We start from the raw sequence: 19,861 nt of genomic DNA on the forward strand, positions 1-19,861 counted from the left end.
TACGACTATTGAGCAAGAAATCATCAAAAAAACGCCAGCCTCAGGTTGAGCCGAAAAAACAGGAAACAGTTACCTTCGGCTATGAAGAAATGCTGACAGAGCTGGAAGCGATTGTGGCCGATGCCGAACTACGGCTGGAAGACGAAGAAGCCGCCTGAACAGGCGGCTTAGACTTATGCCGGGTGGCGTCAACACCTTACCCGGCCTATAGATTAATGTGCCTTACTGGCCATGATCTCAATAATCTGCTTGTCGGTTTCCTGCATTGAACGACACGCCAGCGCACACAGGTTAGCGATAGATTGTTCCACGTTATGCGCCACAATCCCTTCGTTGCCGGTTACAGCAGTATCATCCAGCGCCATCAGTACCGCTTTCCACGCCGCGGAAGCACTGGTTGAGACTTTCATAGCGCAGCTGTTTGAAGCGCCATCGCAAATCATTCCGCTCACGTCGCCAATCATGCTGCTGATCGCCATCGCGATGGTGTTGTAGCGACCATCTACGATCCATGCCATCCCCGCTGCTGCCCCCATCGCCGCCGTAGTTGCCGCACACAGTGCAGACAAACGCGGAAGCTGATGATGGATGTAGATAGCACTCAGATGAGACAACATTAGCGCACGTGCCAGTTTCTCCTCATCCGCGCCAAAGTGCTCGGCCACCACCATCACCGGAACAGTCGCGGTAATGCCCTGATTACCAGAGCCTGAGTTGCTCATGGCCGGCAGCGTCGCCCCGCCCATTCGCGCATCCGACGCCGCACTGGTGCGGATCAGAATAGAGGTGGAGAGATCGTTCGCCAGCAGCCCACGCGCACACTGCTTCTCAAGCGTGGTTCCGATGTGCAAGCCCCAGTTACCGCGCAGCCCTTCCTGAGACAGCGCACCGTTCAGTTTTGCCGCATCGAGGATAAAGCGGATCGACTCAAACGGTACCGCATTCACGAACGCCAGAATCTCTTCCAGCGAGGTGTGAGACAGTACCGCCAGCGGCGACTCCTGTTCCTCTTCCTGAGCATTCTGTTCTGTGGTGAACACTACGCCCTTATTGGTCTCGATGTGCACAATGTTGGTATGACCGCCCACAATCGTCACGCACGCCCATCCTTCAGCGCTGTAAACCTTCGCGCGGGAAAAGAGGATGTCCTCGCAAGGCTCCTGCAGCATCACCGCAACCTTGCCAGCGCTCAGCATCGCTTTCGCATCGGCGATCGCTTGTGGCGACGCATCTTTCAGTACCTCTAAACCGGCACGGGCATTTCCCCCCAGCGCACCCAGCGCCGCCGCGACAGGTAACCCGACCATTCCGGTACCCGGCACGGTAACACCCATGCCGTTTTTCATCAGGTTCGGTGAGACCCACGCGTCAATGCGTTCAACCGCGCCGTCCAGCTCAGAGGATGCAACCGCCGCCGCCAGAGCCAGAGAGATAGGTTCTGTACAGCCCAACGCAGGCTTAACTTCTTCCTGCACCGCGCGGATAAAACTATCCCATAATGGATTCAATGTAGTCTCAAACATAACAACAACCTTTGCTCAAATATCTCAGGAAAATGCCAGGAACGGAGAAACGCACAACAGCAGGCCCGTGAAAATAATCAGATACAGGGAAGCGCCTTTGTATTTGTGCAGTGCAGGAACTTTGTAGACCAGCCAGGCCGGGATCAGACAACCCACCATGCCGAAGATAGGGCTACAAATAGAGGTGAAGCTCAGCACCGGCGCGTTGAGCACAATTGCGCTCCAGGCCAGCAGGATGGCAAAAATCATAATGCCGCGCTGAACAAAGGTTTCGTTGATTTTCTCAGCCGGCATATAGCGGCGCAGAATGTTCATCACGATCCCTTGAGTCGCTTCACGGAAACCTAAGTAGACACCGAAGAAAGCGGTCATAACGGCGAAAATGTTCAGAATAACGCTGACGATTTTCACCCAGCCAGCACCCGCACCATTGATAAATTGCGCGGCAATAGCCAGAGCGGAAATGTTCTGCTCATAAGCTTTAACCGCTTCGTCGTGGCCCATCGCCAACGTGAAGGAAACAGCGTAGAAAAAGACGGTAACAAACAGAATACCGAACGCGATGTTCATGGCACGCAGGGCTTTATGGCGCGCCACTTCGATGGATTTGTTGCGTGAACGGTATGAGATAACCATCGGGCTTAAGGTCTGAATAAACAGAATCGAGGTCAGCGTAAACGGCAGAGTGATGATCGCATTTTTGATCAGCAGCGCCATCGGCGGCAGTGAACCTGCGTTATGCAGATGCCACATCCCTACCATCGACACGCCAAGCGCTGCCACAACCAGCAGCTTGGTCATTACCATGCCGGTGGAGATTTTAAACAGCATTTGTTCCCCGCGTGACGAGATAGCCACCAGGATGCAAATCAGTACCAGGCCATAGAACGGGCTGTCGGACAGTAAACCTTCCGTCACACCAAACGTGTGCAGATAGGAGGCGCTGTCATTGGTGATGGCGGTGGAATAAACGAACATCCAGATAACCAGCATCACAAAATACAACGCACCTAACAGGATGCCCCAGTTCTTACCCAGATAGCCGCTGATCACGCTCGGGTAGTCTTTACACTCTGGGGACTCAGCCAGCGTGTTGATAAACAGGCGCTGGAACAGGTACATGGCTGGGTAGCCGATGATAGAGGAGAGCAAGAACACCCACAGCCCCATCAATCCTACCTGGACAGGAAGAAAAACAATCCCCGCGCCAATTGCCATACCGATACTCATAATGACCCAGCCGGTGTCCGTGCTGTCGAACTTAATGGCTTCACGCCATTCGCTTTCGGTCATTCCCGCCCGACGTGCCGGAGCAGATGCGTCGAGTATTACGCTACTATTCGTTGCCGTTTCCATAATTTCCCGCTCAATGTGTAGGTAGAGGTTTTTATATTTTTTTCGTACTGCATCAATGCGATACGCAGTACTTAGGTGCAGGTGAGCTATTGGAGTAATGAAGAAATCATACGCGCAGGATCAGAGAAAAACTTCACAAACAAACCCCTGTAATTTCTAAAAGTTAAGAAATATTTTCTCTTTTATATGCATATATAGGATTTAAATTCTATTTTTGAAGCAGATCACAACAAAAAATCTGCGCCAAAGTGCTAATGCTGATCAGTTAACACCTCACCTTCTGCGTTTTTTGTTAAAACAGCAAAACAGATTTAACTGGAAGTCAGAGGGTTGAAGCGATGACCCCGGTCCGGCTGAAAATCGATGAGGCGTTGACGGCTGACCGGGACTGCCCGCAGGGATGCGGGCAGAGGGGACGGCCTGCATGGATGCAGGCTCGCCCCCGACCCGACAGGCAGACGGAATAAGACGAATAGCTCGCGCAGCGACGATTTTCCCGCCGGGAGCCTGGGATGCAAGGGAGGCGGCGGTGCTTACGCCTTATCCGGCCTACAAACGCACCCTTTCATCTCAGGTACAGACCACTTTAATCGCCAGACCACCGCGTGAGGTTTCACGGTATTTGTCGTTCATATCTTTGCCCGTTTCATACATGGTCTCGATCACTTTATCGAGCGAAACGCGTGGCTCAGATGTGCGACGTAGCGCCATACGTGCGGCGTTGACGGCTTTTACCGCGTTGATCGCATTACGTTCAATACACGGTATTTGCACCTGTCCAGCAACCGGATCGCAGGTCAGCCCCAGGTTATGCTCCATGGCAATTTCCGCCGCAATACAAACCTGCGACGGACTACCGCCGAGCAACTCGGTCAGCCCGGCTGCCGCCATTGAACAGGCTACGCCAATTTCACCCTGACAGCCGACTTCGGCACCAGAAATAGAGGCGTTCATCTTATACAGCGCCCCTATCGCCCCCGCGGCCAGCAAGTAGCGGGCAATGGAGTTTGCATTCACCGGACGGCGGAACTTGTCGTAATAGGCCAATACGGCAGGGATAATTCCACATGCGCCGTTGGTCGGTGCCGTAACAACCCGGCACCCGGCGGCGTTTTCTTCGCTCACGGCCAGCGCGAACATGTTGATCCAGTCGATAACGTTCATCGGGTCGCTGGACAGATTATCGCTGGAAACCAGTAACCGACGTAATGCCACGGCGCGGCGCGGGACGTTCAATGGACCCGGCAGGACGCCTTCGGTGTTCATGCCGCGCTCAATCCCGGCGTGCATGACATCCCAGATGGCGGCAAAACCAGCATCGATTTCTTCTTTACTGCGCATCGCCAGCTCGTTCTGCATCATCAGGCCGGAAACAGACAGCCCGTTGCGCTCACACAGTTTCAGCAGTTCGCTGGCGGAATGAAAATTGTAGGGCACGTGTGCTTCAACATCATGCGCCTGACCAAATTGCTCCTCTTCAACGATAAAACCACCGCCGACGGAGTAATAGGTTTTGCTTAATAGCGTCTCGGTGCCGTTCCATGCGGTGATACGCATGCCATTTTCATGGCGCGGCAGCGTTTCGGCGTGAAAGAGGATATTTTTGTCTGGGGAGAAATCGACAATATGCGTGCCCTCTGCAACCGGTAAACGTCCGGTACGGGCCACTTCCTGAGTAAAACCAGCGATAGAATCTATATTAACGTTTTGCGGACTGTTACCGGCCAGCCCCATCATGATGGCGACATCTGTCGCATGACCTTTTCCAGTCAGGGAAAGTGATCCATAAAGATCGACCACAATATGCGTAGCCTTGGGGAGTTCCCCGCTGCTGACCAACAGATCGATAAAGCTTTTACCTGCGTTCATTGGCCCCACGGTATGGGAGCTGGAAGGTCCAATGCCAATCTTAAAAATATCGAATGCGCTAATCATATCCACACCCTCGGATTGCCGTTCAGTGAAGACCAGGTTTCACACTCATTAAGGATCGGGGCGATCCTGAGATCGCCCCGCAAGGGATTACAGCGTGTCGCCACGTACGGCGATGGCTTCAATCTCCAGTTTCACATCCTTTGGTAAGCGGGCGACCTGCACGCAACTGCGCGTGGGGTAGATTGCCTTATGCTCATCAAAGAACTGCTGGTACACCTGATTAATGGTGGCGAAGTCGTTCAGGTCAGAAACGAAAACGGTCGTCTTCACGATATCGCTCACTTTCAAACCTGCGGACTCGACGATCGCTTTCACGTTTTCCAGGCTTTGACGCGCCTGATCGGCCACGTTTTCAGCCACTTCACCGGTCTGTGGACACACCGGGATTTGACCTGACGTCAACACCATGCTGCCCAGATCCACACCCTGTACGTAAGGCCCAATCGCCCCTGGCGCACATTCGGTTGCAATTACTTTTCTCATAGTCCCTCCGGCGTCAGAGCGCCTGGGTGAAAGTACGTGAAATAACATCCTGCTGCTGTTCGCGGGTCAGCGCGTTGAAGCGCACCGCATAACCAGACACGCGGATCGTCAGGTTCGGATAGTTTTCCGGGTGCTCAATGGCATCCATCAACATTTCACGGTTCATAACGTTAACGTTTAGATGCTGACCACCTTCCACATGTGCTTCATGGTGGAAGTAACCGTCCAGCAGACCGACCAGGTTGGTTTTACGCACTCCATCCTCTTTGCCCAGCGCTGCCGGCACAATGGAGAAGGTGTACGAGATACCGTCTTTGGCATAGGTGAACGGCAGTTTGGCAACCGAGGTTAACGACGCCACCGCACCTTTACGATCGCGGCCGTGCATCGGGTTCGCCCCTGGCGCAAACGGCGTACCTGCGCGACGTCCGTCCGGCGTGTTACCGGTTTTCTGTCCATACACCACGTTGGAGGTAATGGTCAGAATGGACTGCGTCGGCACCGCGTTACGGTAGGTTGGCAACACCTTAATTTTCTTCATAAAGCGTTCGACCAGGTCGCAGGCAATGCTGTCTACGCGCTCATCGTTGTTACCGTATTGCGGATAGTCGCCTTCGATTTCGAAATCAACTGCCAGACCATTTTCATCACGAATCGGTTTCACGCGAGCGTATTTGATAGCCGACAGAGAATCCGCCGCCACGGACAGACCCGCCATACCACAGGCCATCGTGCGATAGACATCACGATCGTGCAGCGCCATCAGCGAAGCTTCATAGCTGTACTTGTCGTGCATGTAGTGGATGATGTTCAACGCGCTGATGTACTGCACGGCCAGCCAGTCCATAAAGTGGTCCAGGCTCTCCATCACCGTGTCGTAGTCCAACACGTCATCCATCAGCGGTGCCGTTTTCGGCCCGACCTGGATTTTCAGCTTCTCATCCACGCCGCCGTTGATTGCATACAGCAACGTTTTGGCGAGGTTGGCACGCGCCCCGAAGAACTGCATTTGCTTGCCGATAACCATCGGGCTGACACAGCAGGCAATGGCATAGTCATCGCTGTCAAAGTCGGCACGCATCAAATCGTCGTTTTCATACTGCAAAGACGAAGTGATGATAGACACCTGGGCGGCGTACTTTTTGAAGGCTATCGGTAGCTGCTCAGACCACAGCACCGTCAGGTTCGGCTCAGGTGCCGGGCCCATGGTGTGTAGCGTATGCAGGTAGCGGAACGAGTTTTTCGTCACCAGCGTGCGGCCATCCAGTCCCATACCGCCGATAACTTCGGTCGCCCAGATTGGGTCGCCTGAGAACAGGGTGTCGAATTCCGGCGTACGCAGGAAGCGCACCATACGGATCTTCATAATGAAGTGGTCGATCAGTTCCTGCGCCTGCTGCTCATTTAACACGCCCGCTTTGAAATCGCGCTCAATATAGATATCGAGGAACGATGCGGTACGGCCCAGCGACATAGCGCCACCGTTCTGAGATTTCACCGCAGCCAGGTAAGCAAAGTACACCCACTGCACCGCTTCCTGCGCATTACGCGCCGGACGGGAAATATCGCAGCCGTATTTCGCCGCCATTTCCTGCATTTGCAGCAGGGCGCGACGGTGTTCAGACAGCTCTTCGCGCAGACGAATCGTGGCTTCAAGATTCTGGCCCCACTCCAGGTTCGACTGGAGATCGGCAAACTGCAGTTCACGCTCACGCACCAGATAGCGGATACCGTACAGCGCGACGCGGCGGTAATCACCGATGATACGACCACGACCGTAACCATCCGGCAGACCGGTCAGCACGCCGGATTTACGGCAGCGCAGCATATCCGGAGAGTAGGCGTCGAATACGCCCTGGTTATGGGTTTTACGCAGTTCAGTAAACTGGTATTCAAAATCAGCATCCATCTCACGACCATAAGCATCAAAAGAGCTTTTGATCATATTGATGCCGCCAAACGGATGCAGAGCACGCTTGAGCGGCTTATCCGTTTGCAGACCGACGATTTTTTCCAGTTCTTGTTCAATATAACCCGCATCATGCGCGGTTATCGTGGTCGCAATATTGGTATCGAAATCAACCGGCGCGTGCGTCGAGTTTTCAATACGGATGCCCGCCATGACTTTTTCCCACAATGCAGTGGTCGCAGGCGTTGCTTCGGCGAGGAAAGATTCATCCCCTTCATAAGGCGTATAGTTGTGCTGAATAAAATCACGGACATTAATTTCTTCTTTCCAGTCCGTACCTTTAAAGCCATTCCAGGCTTCGGCATACAGCATATCGCTGGTATCGATATTTACCTTCATGAAAAATAATCTCTCTGCTGAAATTTAATTATGCAAATTCTACTGGCGTATTAATTTTGCCTAAGGCAATGGCATCACGCGCAATCATTTTCTCTTCATTTGTGGGAATAACCGCACAAATAACACGAGCATCTTTATTAGAGATAATTCTTTCGCCATGGGAATTTGGCAGGCTATTCATTTCGCTGTCGATATTCACCCCTAAAACGGCGAGATGTTCAATAACCAGACGACGAATTAATACCGAGTTCTCACCAATTCCGCCGGTGAAAATAATCCCATCAAGACGATGCAGCGATGCGGCATGTCCGGCGATATGGCGTGCAATACGATGCACAAACGTTTTAATCGCCAGCTGCGCACGCTCATGTCCTTCGTGCCAGGCTTTTTCTAACGTACGTAAGTCAGAGGACAAACCGGAAATACCCAGTAAACCGGACTCTTTATTCACTACGCGCTCAAGGTCGCTCAGCGTCTGGTTGGTTTCGCTGGCAATCCACGCCATGGCGCCGAAATCGACGTCGCCACTGCGTGTGCCCATCATCAGCCCTTCCAGCGGCGTCATGCCCATTGAGGTATCAACGCTCTGTCCATTACGTACCGCACAGATTGACGCGCCGTTGCCCAGGTGCGCCACAACCAGACCGGAGTCATCATGTTGCAACTCGAGAAGCTCATGCGCCCGTTGAGAAACATAGCGGTGCGACGTGCCGTGGAAGCCATAACGGCGAACGCCCAACTCCTCAAAATATTTCCACGGTAAACCGTACAGATAGGCTTCTGGGGCCATCGTCTGGTGGAAGCTGGTATCAAATACCGCGACCTGCTGCACGCCTGGGAAAAGGTGCTGAGCAGATTCGATCCCACTCAGGTTCGCATAATTATGTAACGGAGCTAGCGGCGATACCCGACGAATATTATCGATAACTTCGTCAGTAATAATTGCTGATTCAGTAAAGATATTTCCGCCGTGGGCAATGCGGTGGCCAATTAAGGCCACGCTGTCCATTAAATTACGTTTCTCTAGTTCAACGGCAATTGCTTTTAATGCGTCTTCGTAGCTGTGGTGAGCCAGCTTAGCTGGCTCTCCTCCATTAATTGCTATGAACGCATTTTCAGAGTTAATACCGTCTGCGATCCCCGCCATTAAAACTTCACAGTTTGCTGCATCCAGCACTGAGAATTTAATGGAAGACGAACCACAGTTAATAACCAGTACTACCGGAAACTCATTCATTTCACTACTCCGCTCATCCTGAGCTTAAGGATTAAAACAGTTTGTAGACGATGTTCAGGATGGTCAGCAGACCAATCACGGTAACAAACACGTTATCCAGACGGCCACGGTATTTCGCCAGTGATGGCGCTTTACGGATGGCATACATCGGCAGCAGGCAGAGCAGAGAGGCAATAATCGGCGCGCCCATTGCTTCAATCAGGTCCAGGATGTTCGGGTTGGCGTAAGCCACAACCCAGGTGGAGCCCATGATGAAGATCATGCTGATGGTATTAAGTTTGCCGGCAGAAACTTTCGTTTTATCGCCTTTGTAACCAAACTTCAGCACCAGACCGTTCAGACCTTCCAGCGTCCCCAGATAGTGGCCGAAGAAAGATTTGAAGATAGCAACCAGGGCGATGATTGAAGCACCGTACTCCAGAACAGTTGCGAAGGTGGACTTCGTACCGGACAGTGAAGCGAAGTGGTTCGCCAGGTAAGACAGCACAGGAATGTTTTGCGCTTTCGCATCCGCCATGTTTGCCGGAGACAGCGTGAACAGGCAGCTAAAGGCGAAGAACATTACCACCGCAACCATCAGCATACTGGCGCGGGAGATGATTTTGGAACACTTCTGCTCGGTAAATTCACGACCGTAATCTTTCTCATACTCTTCACGTTTAGAGACGACGAAGGAAGAAACGATTGGCGAGAAGTTGAAAGAGAACACCATGATGGAAATACCCAGCCATACAGTAACCAGGATGCCGTCATGGCCAGTCAGGGCGATATTGCTGATATCAACCTGATCGATAACCGCAGAGTTCCAGTAAGGAATCAGTGACAGAGAAATAAGCACCAGGCTGGCAATGAACGGCCATACCAGGTAGCTCATCACTTTAACCATCAGATCTTTACCAAACCAGATGACGAATGCCATCAACAGCAGCAGGAACAGCGCCACGAAGCCACGGTTTAACGCTGGCATCTGCAGCTGGTTTTCCCAGAAGGTCATAAAGGTGTTGGTAATGGTGACGCCATAAATCCACAGCAGCGGACAAATCGCAAAGAAGTAGAGGAACGTGATAACCACGCCGCCCGTTTTACCAAAGTGCTCTTCAACCGTTTCTGTGATGTTACCGGAAGGGTTAGAACCGGAAAGACACAGGCGTGCCAGCGCACGGTGGCAATAGAAAGCGATGGGGTATGCTAACACCAGCATGATCAGAATGGGGATCAGTCCGCCAAAACCTGCGCGGATAGGGAAGAACAGCACCCCAGCGCCGATGGCTGTACCAAATAAACCCAGTGTCCAGGTGGTGTCCGATTTGCGCCAGGACGACTGTTTTGTCTGGCTGGATACAATGCTATCAGTAGTACTCATATCCTATCCTCAACGAAGTATATTAAGCGTCAACTAAACCAGTAATTTGAGATACACGAGAAAGGTCGATATTACCGCCAGAAATAATGCTGACTGTTTTTCTGTTCTGGATATAGCTATCTAATTTCCCGCTTAATAATGCTGCGCATGCCAGCGCGCCGGCACCTTCAGTCACAACTTTATTTCGCTGAATTAATGCCACCATGCTGTTGCGAATTTCATCTTCGCTGACCAGGACAATGTCATCCACCAACTCACGAACAATTTCATACGTTAAAGTACCCGGGCGGGAAACGTCACAACCATCCGCCAGGGTGCCGGTCGTTCGGTGCGTGGTTATTTCTCCAGCGTGGAAAGAAGCCGCCATGCCGTGAACGTTTTCAGACTGTACGCCAATAATTTTAATGGTCGGGTTAATAGATTTAATTGCCACCGCAATACCAGCAATCAGTCCACCACCGCCAATTGGCACAATCACGTTATCGACATCGTACAAGTCTTCCAGAATTTCCAGACCAATAGTGCCCTGACCAGCAATAACTTTCGGGTCATCATAGGGTGGAATAAAGATACGGCCTTCAGTTTCCACAATCTCGCTAACCTTAGCGATGGTGTCGTTGAAGTTGTCGCCGTGCAGCACAACTTCTGCGGAATAATCGCAGGTTGCCGCTACTTTAGACTTCGGTGCGCCTTTCGGCATCACCACTTTGCCGTCGATTCCGAGCATAGCGCAGGAGAGAGAAACACCTTGCGCATGGTTACCTGCAGAGCAAGCCACCACGCCCTTACATCTTTCAGCTTCGGTTAATGAACTGAGCTTGTTAAAAGCACCACGGATTTTAAATGAACCGGTACGCTGCATGTTTTCAAACTTGAGGAAAATTTCCCCTTTGCAACGTTCACTAAAATAGTTAGAGCGAGGCATTCCCGTTTTATAAATTTTCCCCGCAAGTCTTTTTTTCGCTTCGAGGATATCTTCAATTGCAACTGGGAGATCGTATGTAATGTGCATTAGAACCTCTTACATGGGTATTAAAGTAAATAGATAGCCGTGACCATTGTCAGATATAGACAAATGGCGTTTATTTCGTGTTAAAACAAATTCAATCTTTAATCAATTTCAATTAATTGCCTTCGTCTCCGACAATTATATGATGAATATTCTTTGGCTAATTCCACCAAAATAGATGCTGCTTTTTTAATTCGATAATTTTTCGACCACACGGCGGCATAGCGCGCGACGGGTAAGGTTTCTTCTACCGGGATAGTAATAAACTGGTTTGAGCCAAACGGTGTGGTCATATCGCAGGGAATTACTGTTAAGAAATCAGCATTGAGAACAAGATTATAAATCGTAACGACAGAGTCTGTTTTAACGATGTTTTCACTGCTGATGCCATTATTCTGTAACGTGGTAAGAAGTTCGCTGTAGTACCCCATATTCGTTTGTGGCAACACCCACTGTTCGTTTTTCAACGCGCTCAGCGAGGTGATGCCGGTGCATGTTCGGGACTTGCTGGCAACCAGGATAAAGTCTGACTCAAAGAGCGGTTCAACATGCAGATCGTGCAGTTTCATCTCATCACTCAGCGTACCGATGGCGAAATCCAGACGTCCGTCACGGATTGCCGGTAAGAAGGAGGAGAGCTGAGCTTCATACATAGAAACCTGCGCCTTCGGGAACACTTCTTTGAATTTTTTAATCATGCCGGACATGATGGTGAAGGCGATCAGTGAAGGAAAGCCAAACGACACATCAACGACCGCGTTGCTCGTCATGCTGTTCATCTCATCAACCATGTTTTTCATTTCACGGGTAATAGATTCAGACCATGAGAGCATTACCTGACCTGCCTGAGTCAATGTCACACCAGTATTTTTACGTACAACTAACTCAATACCGAAATAAGCCTCTACATCATTGATGATTTTACTGACAGCGGGTTGAGTTAAACCTAATTCTTTTGCAGCTGAGCCGATAGAACCGCTTCTAATGACTTCCTGAAAGACCACTAAGTGCTGTGTTTTAGGGAGTGTAATAGTATTCATATCGACCTGCGTTAATTACTTTGTTGACGGCAGGAAGTGTACCAAATTAAGCGAACAAGGATATGTGCTACCCCTCACAAATCCCCTTGACTTACATTTTGTAAGACTATCGTTAAAATTTAAATTACTTAATAATCATATAGATATGAATTATCGATCTCACTTTATCCTGACTTTAGTCAAAAAAAGATGGGGGGATAACGATTTTTTATGGCTATAACACCCCCATTTTTTCCACTATTTTTTAAAACCATGAAAGGCTATATTTCAATCAATTACAGAACAATTATCAGGCAAGATGGTGCTTAAATTTAATAAACAACTTATCAAATTTAATTATATTTTAATGATTATGGCGATTAAATAACGTTATGCATCACATTTTTTCGCCACATTTGTTTGTAAAGAAACATTGCATTCATTAAAATTCAATCTAAAAAATACAAACAATTATCATATGCAACATTATATTAACACTGATTTTGTGCGATTTATTAGCAAGTAATTTTGTGATGGCGATCGATTGCGTTCGATTATTCTCGAGAAAAACGTATCGCACAGCGTTTTGTGTTGGTCGTCACAAAATTAGAAATATCCACCGACACATTCCCCTCAGATAAAAGAAATTCGGTGCATAAATAATAGGGATATAAAAATTAGATAAGAAGGAAATAAGCGCCTGCATCCTCGAAAACCAATCTCAATGCTCGCTGTAAAACCTCTGCCGGATGGCGGTGTAAACACCTTATCCGGCCTACAAAACCAGTCTCTCCCCCAGTAGGCCTGATAAGCGCAGCGCCATCAGGCATGGCAACCGCCCTGAAAGCAAAAACCCCGCTGAAGCGAGGCTTTATAAAGTGTGAAGCTGACCGATAAGCCGCGTTCTTTTGAGCATAGCGTCGTGGACAGTCATTCATCTGGCTTACCCAGAAAGCAAAAACCCCGCCGAAGCGGGGTTTTATAAAGAGTGAAGCTGACCGATAAGCCGGGTTCTGTCGTGGACAGTCATTCATCTAGGCCAGCAATCGCTCACTGGCTCAAGCAGCCTACCCGGGTTCAGTACGGGCCGTACCTTGTGAACCCCTATTTGGCCTTGCTCCGGGTGGAGTTTACCGTGCCACGGACTGTTACCAGCCGCGCGGTGCGCTCTTACCGCACCCTTTCACCCTTACCTGATCCCACTTGCGTGGGCCATCGGCGGTTTGCTCTCTGTTGCACTGGTCGTGGGTTTCCCCCCCAGGCGTTACCTGGCACCCTGCCCTATGGAGCCCGGACTTTCCTCCCCTCCGCCCGTCTCCCCCGAAGAGGACGACGACGAAGCGGCGACTGTCTGGTCAGCTTCGGCGCGCAGTATAGAGGGTTTGCGGGGCAATGTCACCCCGCACTGCGCATTCCTATCGCTAACGTGGCAGCGATGTTTCTTGAGGCGCGATAAATATTATCAAATGCCCCACGGAAGGCCTCTTCCAGCGTGCTGATGCTGGTCAATACGCTAAATACCGCATCGATACCATATTGATGCACGACCTCCACATCGCGCGTCAGGCTGCCGCCAATACCAATAACCGGCTTGTGGTACTTCTTCGCGACATTCGCCACGCCTACCGGCACTTTGCCGTGAATGCTCTGGCTGTCGATCCGCCCTTCGCCGGTCACCACCAGCGTACAGTCGTGAATATGCTCTTCCAGATTGAGCGCCTGGGTCACAATCTCGATACCGCTGCGCAGCTCGGCGCCTAAAAAAGCCATTAATGCCGCGCCCATTCCACCTGCCGCACCGGAGCCTGGCACATCTTTCACATCAACCCGCAGAGACTTTTTAATAATGTCGGCATAATGAGACAGATTACGGTCCAGTTCGAGAATGCGTTCTTCCGTCGCCCCTTTCTGCGGGCCAAAAATGCGCGAAGCGCCAGAATCGCCGATGAGTGGATTAGTCACATCACAGGCCACGCGAATGGAACAGGTTTTTAAGCGCGGATCCAGACCCGAGATATCGATGGAGTTCAGACTCATCAGGCTTCCACCACCATAGCCAATTTCTGTCCCGTTGGCGTCGCAAAGTTTTGCCCCCAGCGCCTGCACCATACCCGCGCCACCGTCGTTGGTGGCACTGCCGCCGATGCCAATAATGATGCTCTGCGCACCGCTATCCAGCGCCTGCAAAATCAGCTCTCCGGTACCGCGTGACGTAGTGACTAAAGGGTTGCGCTTTTCAGGAGGCACCAACGCCAGACCGCTGGCTGCCGCCATTTCGATAAACGCAGTTTTACCATCTCCAGACATGCCCCAGCAGGCATTCACTTTTTCGCCCAGCGGCCCCGTTACTTGCGCTGAATGTTCACTCCCTTGCGTCGCGGCAATCATGGCTTCAACCGTTCCTTCGCCGCCATCGGCAACCGGAACAGAAACATATTGCGCATCGGGGAAAATTTCCCGAAATCCTTTTTCTATTGCCTGAGCTACCTCGGTGGCAGAAAGGCTTTCTTTATAAGAGTCTGGGGCAATTACGATTTTCATAGTTATGTAGCCTGACTGTGCCGCGCAAGGCAAGAAATACAGGGCGCACATCCGCGCCCTTCTTGTTAGCGAGTGACTTCCACTTTCGCCAGTTTTTCGTAGTAGCATGCGAGCGCACTGTGATCGGCAGTACCCAATCCATCTGCGCGTAGCGCCTGCATCATCTCCATGACTGCTGCAGTCAGCGGCAACTGAGCGCCAACGCCATGAGAGGTATCCAGCGCGTTCGCCAGGTCTTTGATATGCAGGTCAATACGGAAACCTGGTTTAAAGTTGCGATCCATCACCATCGGCGCTTTCGCATCCAGCACGGTGCTGCCTGCCAGCCCGCCACGGATCGCCTGATACACCAGATCCGGATTCACACCCGCTTTGGTCGCTAGCGTTAGCGCTTCAGACATCGCGGCAATGTTCAGCGCCACAATCACCTGATTCGCCAGCTTGGTGACGTTACCCGCGCCAATTTCACCGGTATGTACCACGGAGCCTGCCATCGCTTTCAGCAGATCGTAGTACTTGTCGAAAATCGCTTTATCGCCGCCGACCATCACCGACAACGTGCCGTCAATCGCTTTTGGCTCGCCGCCGCTGACCGGCGCATCCAGCATATCCACGCCTTTCGCTTTCAGCGCATCGCTAATTTCACGGCTGGCTAACGGCGCGATGGAGCTCATGTCGATAAGCACTGTGCCCGGTTTCGCCCCTTCAATAATGCCGCCTTCACCCAGTGCCACTTCCTTAACATGCGGAGAGTTCGGCAGCATGGTGATAATCACATCACACTGCTCAGCGATATCTTTCGCCGTGGCGGCAGTTTCAGCACCTGCGGCAATTACTTCCGCAATGGATTCCGGGTTACGGTCAGCAACCACCAGCGAGTAACCTGCCTTGAGGAGGTTTTTACTCATTGGTTTACCCATAATACCGAGGCCAATAAAACCAACTTTCATTGTCATGTCTTTATCTCTCTCTACTGTCGATGGTGGTTATTTCTTAAAAGAATCAGCCAGTTTCTGCGTGGCTGAACGGAACACGCCAAGGTCGCTGCCAACAGCAACAAACGTCGCGCCCCACTCCAGATAACGACGCGCATCCGCCTCTACCGGGGCCAGAATGCCGCTTGGTTTGCCGTGTGCTTTCGCGCGGGCAAAAATGTGCTGGATAGCTTTCTGCACATCAGGATGTGACGCATTGCCGAGGTGACCTAGCGCCGCAGCCAGATCGCTTGGTCCGACGAAGACACCGTCAACGCCTTCTGTCGCCGCGATTGCGTCAACGTTATCAACGCCCTGCTGACTTTCGATCTGCACGATGATGGTGATGTTCTTATTCGACTGCGCAAAGTAGTCCGGTACGGTGCCAAACATATTGGCGCGATGGGATACGGACACGCCGCGAATACCTTCCGGCGGATAGCGGGTCGACGCCACAGCGTTAACCGCTTCTTCTTCCGTCTCAACGAACGGGATCAGGAAGTTGTAAAACCCGATATCCAGCAGACGCTTGATAATTACCGGCTCGTTGGTTGGTACACGCACTACCGCCGCGCTGTCGCTGCCTTTCAGCGCCATCAATTGCGGAATAAACGTCGAGATATCATTCGGCGCATGTTCGCCATCCAGTACCAGCCAGTCAAAACCTGCCAGGCCTAAAACTTCGGTACTGATTGGGCTGGCCAATGCAGACCAGCAGCCAATCTGAATTTGTTGCGCCGCGAGGGCCGCTTTAAACTTATTCGGGAAAATCGTGTTATTCATCGCCTATACCTTTGTTTATTTCTGCAATTCCATACGTTTAATGTCACCGACAATAAACAGGTAGCAAACCATTGCCATCAGCGCCGAGCACCCTACAAACATCAGCGCAGCATTAAATGAGTGCAGCTCGCTCACCAGATACCCAATCACCAGCGGGGTGACGATGGAAGCCACGTTGCCAAATACGTTAAATACCCCACCGCACAGACCGACAATCTCTTTCGGCGCGGTATCGGAAATCACCGGCCAACCCAGTGCGCCGAAACCTTTACCGAAGAACGCCAGCGCCATCAGCGCCACCACAAGAGCGGTATTATCGGTGTAGTTACACAGAATAATGGTCGATGCGAGCAACATGCCGAGCACTATCGGCAGCTTACGCGCCAGGGTAATGCTGAAACCACGTTTAATCAGATAATCAGAGAACACGCCGCCGAGCACGCCACCGAAAAACCCGCACAGTGCCGGAATCGAAGCCACCAGGCCCACTTTCAGAATCGACATACCTTTTTCCTGAACCAGGTAAATCGGGAACCAGGTGAGAAAAAACCAGGTAATTGTGTTGATAAAATACTGGCCAAAGAACACACCAAGCATCATACGGTTCGTGAGCAACTGCTTGATATAATGCAGTTTAGGACCACCTGACTTCACATCGCCCGGTTTTTTATGGTCCATATCCACGACCGCGCCGTTTTCAGAGATAAACTTCAACTCTTCTTGCGACATGCGCGGGTGATCGGTTGGGTTATGAATAAACTTTACCCACAGTCCGGTAAGCACAAAACCAATCACGCCCATCACGGTAAAAACGTGCTCCCAGCCCCAGGCGAAGGTCAGCCAGCCGAGCAGCGGGGAAAACAGCGCCAGGGAGAAATACTGTGCGGAGTTAAAAATCGCAGATGCCGTGCCGCGCTCTTTCGTTGGGAACCAGGCCGCCACGATACGGGCATTAGCCGGGAAGGATGGCGCTTCCGAGAAGCCCAGCATAAAGCGCATGATGAACATTGAAATACCCGCCCAGGCCAGCGGGAACATGTCCACAAAGCCCTGCAGGAAGGTAAACAGTGACCAGAAGAACAAACTGTAGGTGTAGACTTTCTTCGAGCCGAATTTATCCAGCAGCCAGCCGCCGGGGATTTGCATCAACAGGTAAGCCCAGCCGAAGGCTGAGAAAATGTAACCCATTGAGATGGCGCTGAGATGTAACTCTTTCGCCACTTCAGTTCCGGCAATAGACAGCGTCGCACGGTCCGCATAGTTAACGGCTGTAACAATAAATATTATCAGCAATATTAAATAACGGGTGTGCGTACCTTTCTTTTTCTCGACAACTGTATCCAATATCATTCTATTTACCTCGGGCACATAAAAGGTTTTTATTATTATTTTGTGGGTGTTTCTCGTGATAAATTACCGATAATAAAAATAGATAATAATTTATCAGACGTTATGAAACCGTGATTTAGTATAATCATCAGCACAACGTTAATCATTGTGCAAGTGCTCATTAAATACACGTTATTAAATTAATGTTTTGGGCATATGCACACAAGCATGGGCGCTAATGCACACATTTACGTATTGCTACCACTGGTGACGCGGCCTTACTGAGTTTAAGTGATCATCGTCACATTCTTCACGTTAAACTCCTGACATTCTTATTTCACGATACCGAATCTTTATTACTTACAATTAGATTCAAAATATAAATATCCACACTATTATCACCACCTTGTTGGAGAATACTGGACAATGGCCGACATCGAAATCAGACAAGAATCGCCAACGGCGTTTTATATTAAAGTTCACGAAACAGATAATGTGGCGATAATTGTCAATGACAATGGTCTGAAAGCCGGAACGCGTTTTCCGGACGGACTGGAACTCATTGAACATATTCCCCAGGGTCATAAAGTGGCGCTATTGGATATTCCTGTTCATGGCGAAATCGTGCGTTATGGCGAAGTGATAGGCTATGCCGTTCGCGATATCCCACGCGGCAGCTGGATTGATGAATCAATGGTTGAGCTGCCCAAAGCCCCGCCGCTGGAGACGCTGCCGCTGGCAACTAAAGTGCCAGAGCCGCTGCCGCCTCTTGAGGGTTATACCTTTGAAGGTTACCGCAATGCTGACGGTAGCGTTGGTACCAAAAATCTACTCGGTATCTCCACCAGCGTGCACTGCGTAGCGGGCGTGGTGGATTATATGGTGAAAATCATTGAGCGCGATCTGCTGCCTAAATACCCGAACGTCGACGGTGTGGTGGGGCTCAATCATCTGTACGGCTGCGGCGTGGCGATCAATGCTCCAGCCGCCATCGTGCCGATTCGCACCATTCACAATATTGCGCTTAACCCAAATTTTGGCGGTGAAGTGATGGTCATCGGCCTCGGTTGCGAAAAACTGCAGCCAGAGCGGCTGCTGGAAGGCACGCACGACGTGAAAAGTATTCCGGTCGACAGCGCCAGTATCGTCAGCCTGCAGGATGAAAAGCACGTCGGCTTTCAATCGATGGTCACCGATATTCTGCAGGTGGCCGAACGTCATCTGGCAAAGCTCAATCAGCGCCAACGTGAAACCTGTCCGGCTTCAGAACTGGTGGTCGGTATGCAGTGCGGCGGTAGCGATGCGTTCTCCGGCGTGACGGCCAACCCGGCGGTGGGTTATGCCTCCGACCTGTTAGTACGCTGCGGCGCGACCGTAATGTTCTCTGAAGTAACCGAAGTGCGCGATGCCATCCACCTTCTGACCCCACGTGCGATTAACGAAGAAGTAGGTAAACGCCTGCTCGAAGAGATGGCCTGGTACGATAACTACCTTGATATGGGCAAAACGGATCGCAGCGCTAACCCTTCTCCGGGCAACAAGAAAGGCGGCCTGGCAAACGTGGTGGAAAAGGCGCTGGGTTCAATTGCCAAGTCTGGCAAGAGCGCGATTGTCGAAGTATTGTCGCCGGGTCAGCGTCCAACCAAACGTGGCCTGATTTACGCTGCAACCCCCGCCAGTGATTTTGTTTGCGGTACACAACAGGTCGCTTCCGGGATCACCGTGCAGGTGTTCACTACCGGTCGCGGTACGCCATATGGCCTGATGGCTGTGCCGGTGATTAAAATGGCGACACGCACCGAGCTGGCCAACCGTTGGTTTGACCTGATGGACATTAACGCGGGCACCATCGCCACCGGAGAAGAAACCATTGAAGATGTGGGTCTGAAACTGTTCGAATTTATTCTCGACGTCGCCAGCGGGCGTAAGAAAACCTTCTCGGACCAGTGGGGACTGCATAACCAGCTGGCTGTGTTTAACCCGGCGCCAGTGACCTGATTA

Annotated in this window: 15 protein-coding genes and 1 other RNA gene; 2 read left to right on the top strand and 14 right to left on the bottom strand. The window is 51.1% G+C overall.

Translation table 11 applies throughout. From position 1 onward, the window contains the following. Nucleotides 1-8: 8 nt before the first annotated feature. A complete protein-coding gene (locus OGY09_RS05020) occupies nucleotides 9-158 on the top strand; it encodes a protein YhaL (protein WP_003828578.1) in 150 nt (49 codons plus the stop codon). Between the two features lie 54 nt (nucleotides 159-212). Here the strand turns inward: OGY09_RS05020 and OGY09_RS05025 are convergent, their stop codons facing one another. From OGY09_RS05025 to garP, 14 genes are all read right to left on the bottom strand, one after another. Beyond that, a complete protein-coding gene (locus OGY09_RS05025; protein ID WP_008785880.1) occupies nucleotides 213-1,523 on the bottom strand; it encodes an L-cysteine desulfidase family protein in 1,311 nt (436 codons plus the stop codon). Between the two features lie 24 nt (nucleotides 1,524-1,547). After that, nucleotides 1,548-2,879: an SLC5/6 family protein gene (locus OGY09_RS05030; RefSeq protein WP_020996346.1), complete on the bottom strand. Its 1,332-nt coding sequence runs from the start codon at nucleotides 2,877-2,879 to the stop codon at nucleotides 1,548-1,550. A 570-nt stretch (nucleotides 2,880-3,449) separates the two neighbouring features. Beyond that, a complete protein-coding gene (gene tdcG / locus OGY09_RS05035) occupies nucleotides 3,450-4,814 on the bottom strand; it encodes an L-serine ammonia-lyase (RefSeq protein WP_008785882.1) in 1,365 nt (454 codons plus the stop codon). A gap of 87 nt (nucleotides 4,815-4,901) precedes the next feature. Then, nucleotides 4,902-5,297: an enamine/imine deaminase gene (locus tag OGY09_RS05040; protein ID WP_003828585.1), complete on the bottom strand. Its 396-nt coding sequence runs from the start codon at nucleotides 5,295-5,297 to the stop codon at nucleotides 4,902-4,904. 13 nt (nucleotides 5,298-5,310) lie between these two features. After that, a complete protein-coding gene (tdcE, locus tag OGY09_RS05045) occupies nucleotides 5,311-7,605 on the bottom strand; it encodes a 2-ketobutyrate formate-lyase/pyruvate formate-lyase (protein ID WP_003828587.1) in 2,295 nt (764 codons plus the stop codon). A gap of 28 nt (nucleotides 7,606-7,633) precedes the next feature. After that, nucleotides 7,634-8,842 carry a propionate kinase gene (gene tdcD / locus OGY09_RS05050; RefSeq protein ID WP_032945082.1) on the bottom strand — a complete coding sequence of 403 codons (1,209 nt, stop codon included), beginning with the start codon at nucleotides 8,840-8,842 and terminating at the stop codon, nucleotides 7,634-7,636. Nucleotides 8,843-8,873: 31 nt separating this feature from the next. Further along, complete coding sequence (gene tdcC, locus OGY09_RS05055; protein WP_008785886.1) at nucleotides 8,874-10,205, bottom strand: threonine/serine transporter TdcC; 1,332 nt, start codon at nucleotides 10,203-10,205, stop codon at nucleotides 8,874-8,876. A gap of 22 nt (nucleotides 10,206-10,227) precedes the next feature. Continuing rightward, nucleotides 10,228-11,217, bottom strand: a complete 990-nt coding sequence (tdcB, locus tag OGY09_RS05060; RefSeq protein ID WP_003828594.1) for a bifunctional threonine ammonia-lyase/L-serine ammonia-lyase TdcB — start codon at nucleotides 11,215-11,217, stop codon at nucleotides 10,228-10,230. Nucleotides 11,218-11,315: 98 nt separating this feature from the next. Further along, entirely contained in the window at nucleotides 11,316-12,254 is a 939-nt protein-coding gene (tdcA, locus tag OGY09_RS05065; protein ID WP_003828596.1) for a transcriptional regulator TdcA, read from the bottom strand. A 965-nt stretch (nucleotides 12,255-13,219) separates the two neighbouring features. After that, nucleotides 13,220-13,596: RNase P RNA component class A (gene rnpB, locus OGY09_RS05070), an RNA gene on the bottom strand. A 32-nt stretch (nucleotides 13,597-13,628) separates the two neighbouring features. Further along, nucleotides 13,629-14,774: a glycerate 2-kinase gene (gene garK, locus OGY09_RS05075; RefSeq protein WP_032934186.1), complete on the bottom strand. Its 1,146-nt coding sequence runs from the start codon at nucleotides 14,772-14,774 to the stop codon at nucleotides 13,629-13,631. Nucleotides 14,775-14,839: 65 nt separating this feature from the next. Beyond that, the gene (garR, locus tag OGY09_RS05080) at nucleotides 14,840-15,730 is read right to left on the bottom strand and encodes a 2-hydroxy-3-oxopropionate reductase (protein WP_003828600.1); all 891 of its coding nucleotides are present in this window, start codon (nucleotides 15,728-15,730) and stop codon (nucleotides 14,840-14,842) included. A 30-nt stretch (nucleotides 15,731-15,760) separates the two neighbouring features. Next, nucleotides 15,761-16,531 carry a 2-dehydro-3-deoxyglucarate aldolase gene (gene garL / locus OGY09_RS05085; RefSeq protein ID WP_008785889.1) on the bottom strand — a complete coding sequence of 257 codons (771 nt, stop codon included), beginning with the start codon at nucleotides 16,529-16,531 and terminating at the stop codon, nucleotides 15,761-15,763. Nucleotides 16,532-16,546: 15 nt separating this feature from the next. Continuing rightward, a complete protein-coding gene (garP, locus tag OGY09_RS05090; protein ID WP_008785890.1) occupies nucleotides 16,547-17,881 on the bottom strand; it encodes a galactarate/glucarate/glycerate transporter GarP in 1,335 nt (444 codons plus the stop codon). A gap of 405 nt (nucleotides 17,882-18,286) precedes the next feature. Here garP and garD point away from each other — a divergent pair, with 405 nt between their 5' ends. After that, nucleotides 18,287-19,858 carry a galactarate dehydratase gene (gene garD / locus OGY09_RS05095; protein ID WP_032945083.1) on the top strand — a complete coding sequence of 524 codons (1,572 nt, stop codon included), beginning with the start codon at nucleotides 18,287-18,289 and terminating at the stop codon, nucleotides 19,856-19,858. Nucleotides 19,859-19,861: the final 3 nt, after the last annotated feature.

The sequence above is a fragment of the Citrobacter sp. Cpo071 genome, assembly GCF_030332765.1.
In the GTDB taxonomy this organism is placed as follows: Bacteria; Pseudomonadota; Gammaproteobacteria; order Enterobacterales; family Enterobacteriaceae; genus Citrobacter; species Citrobacter portucalensis.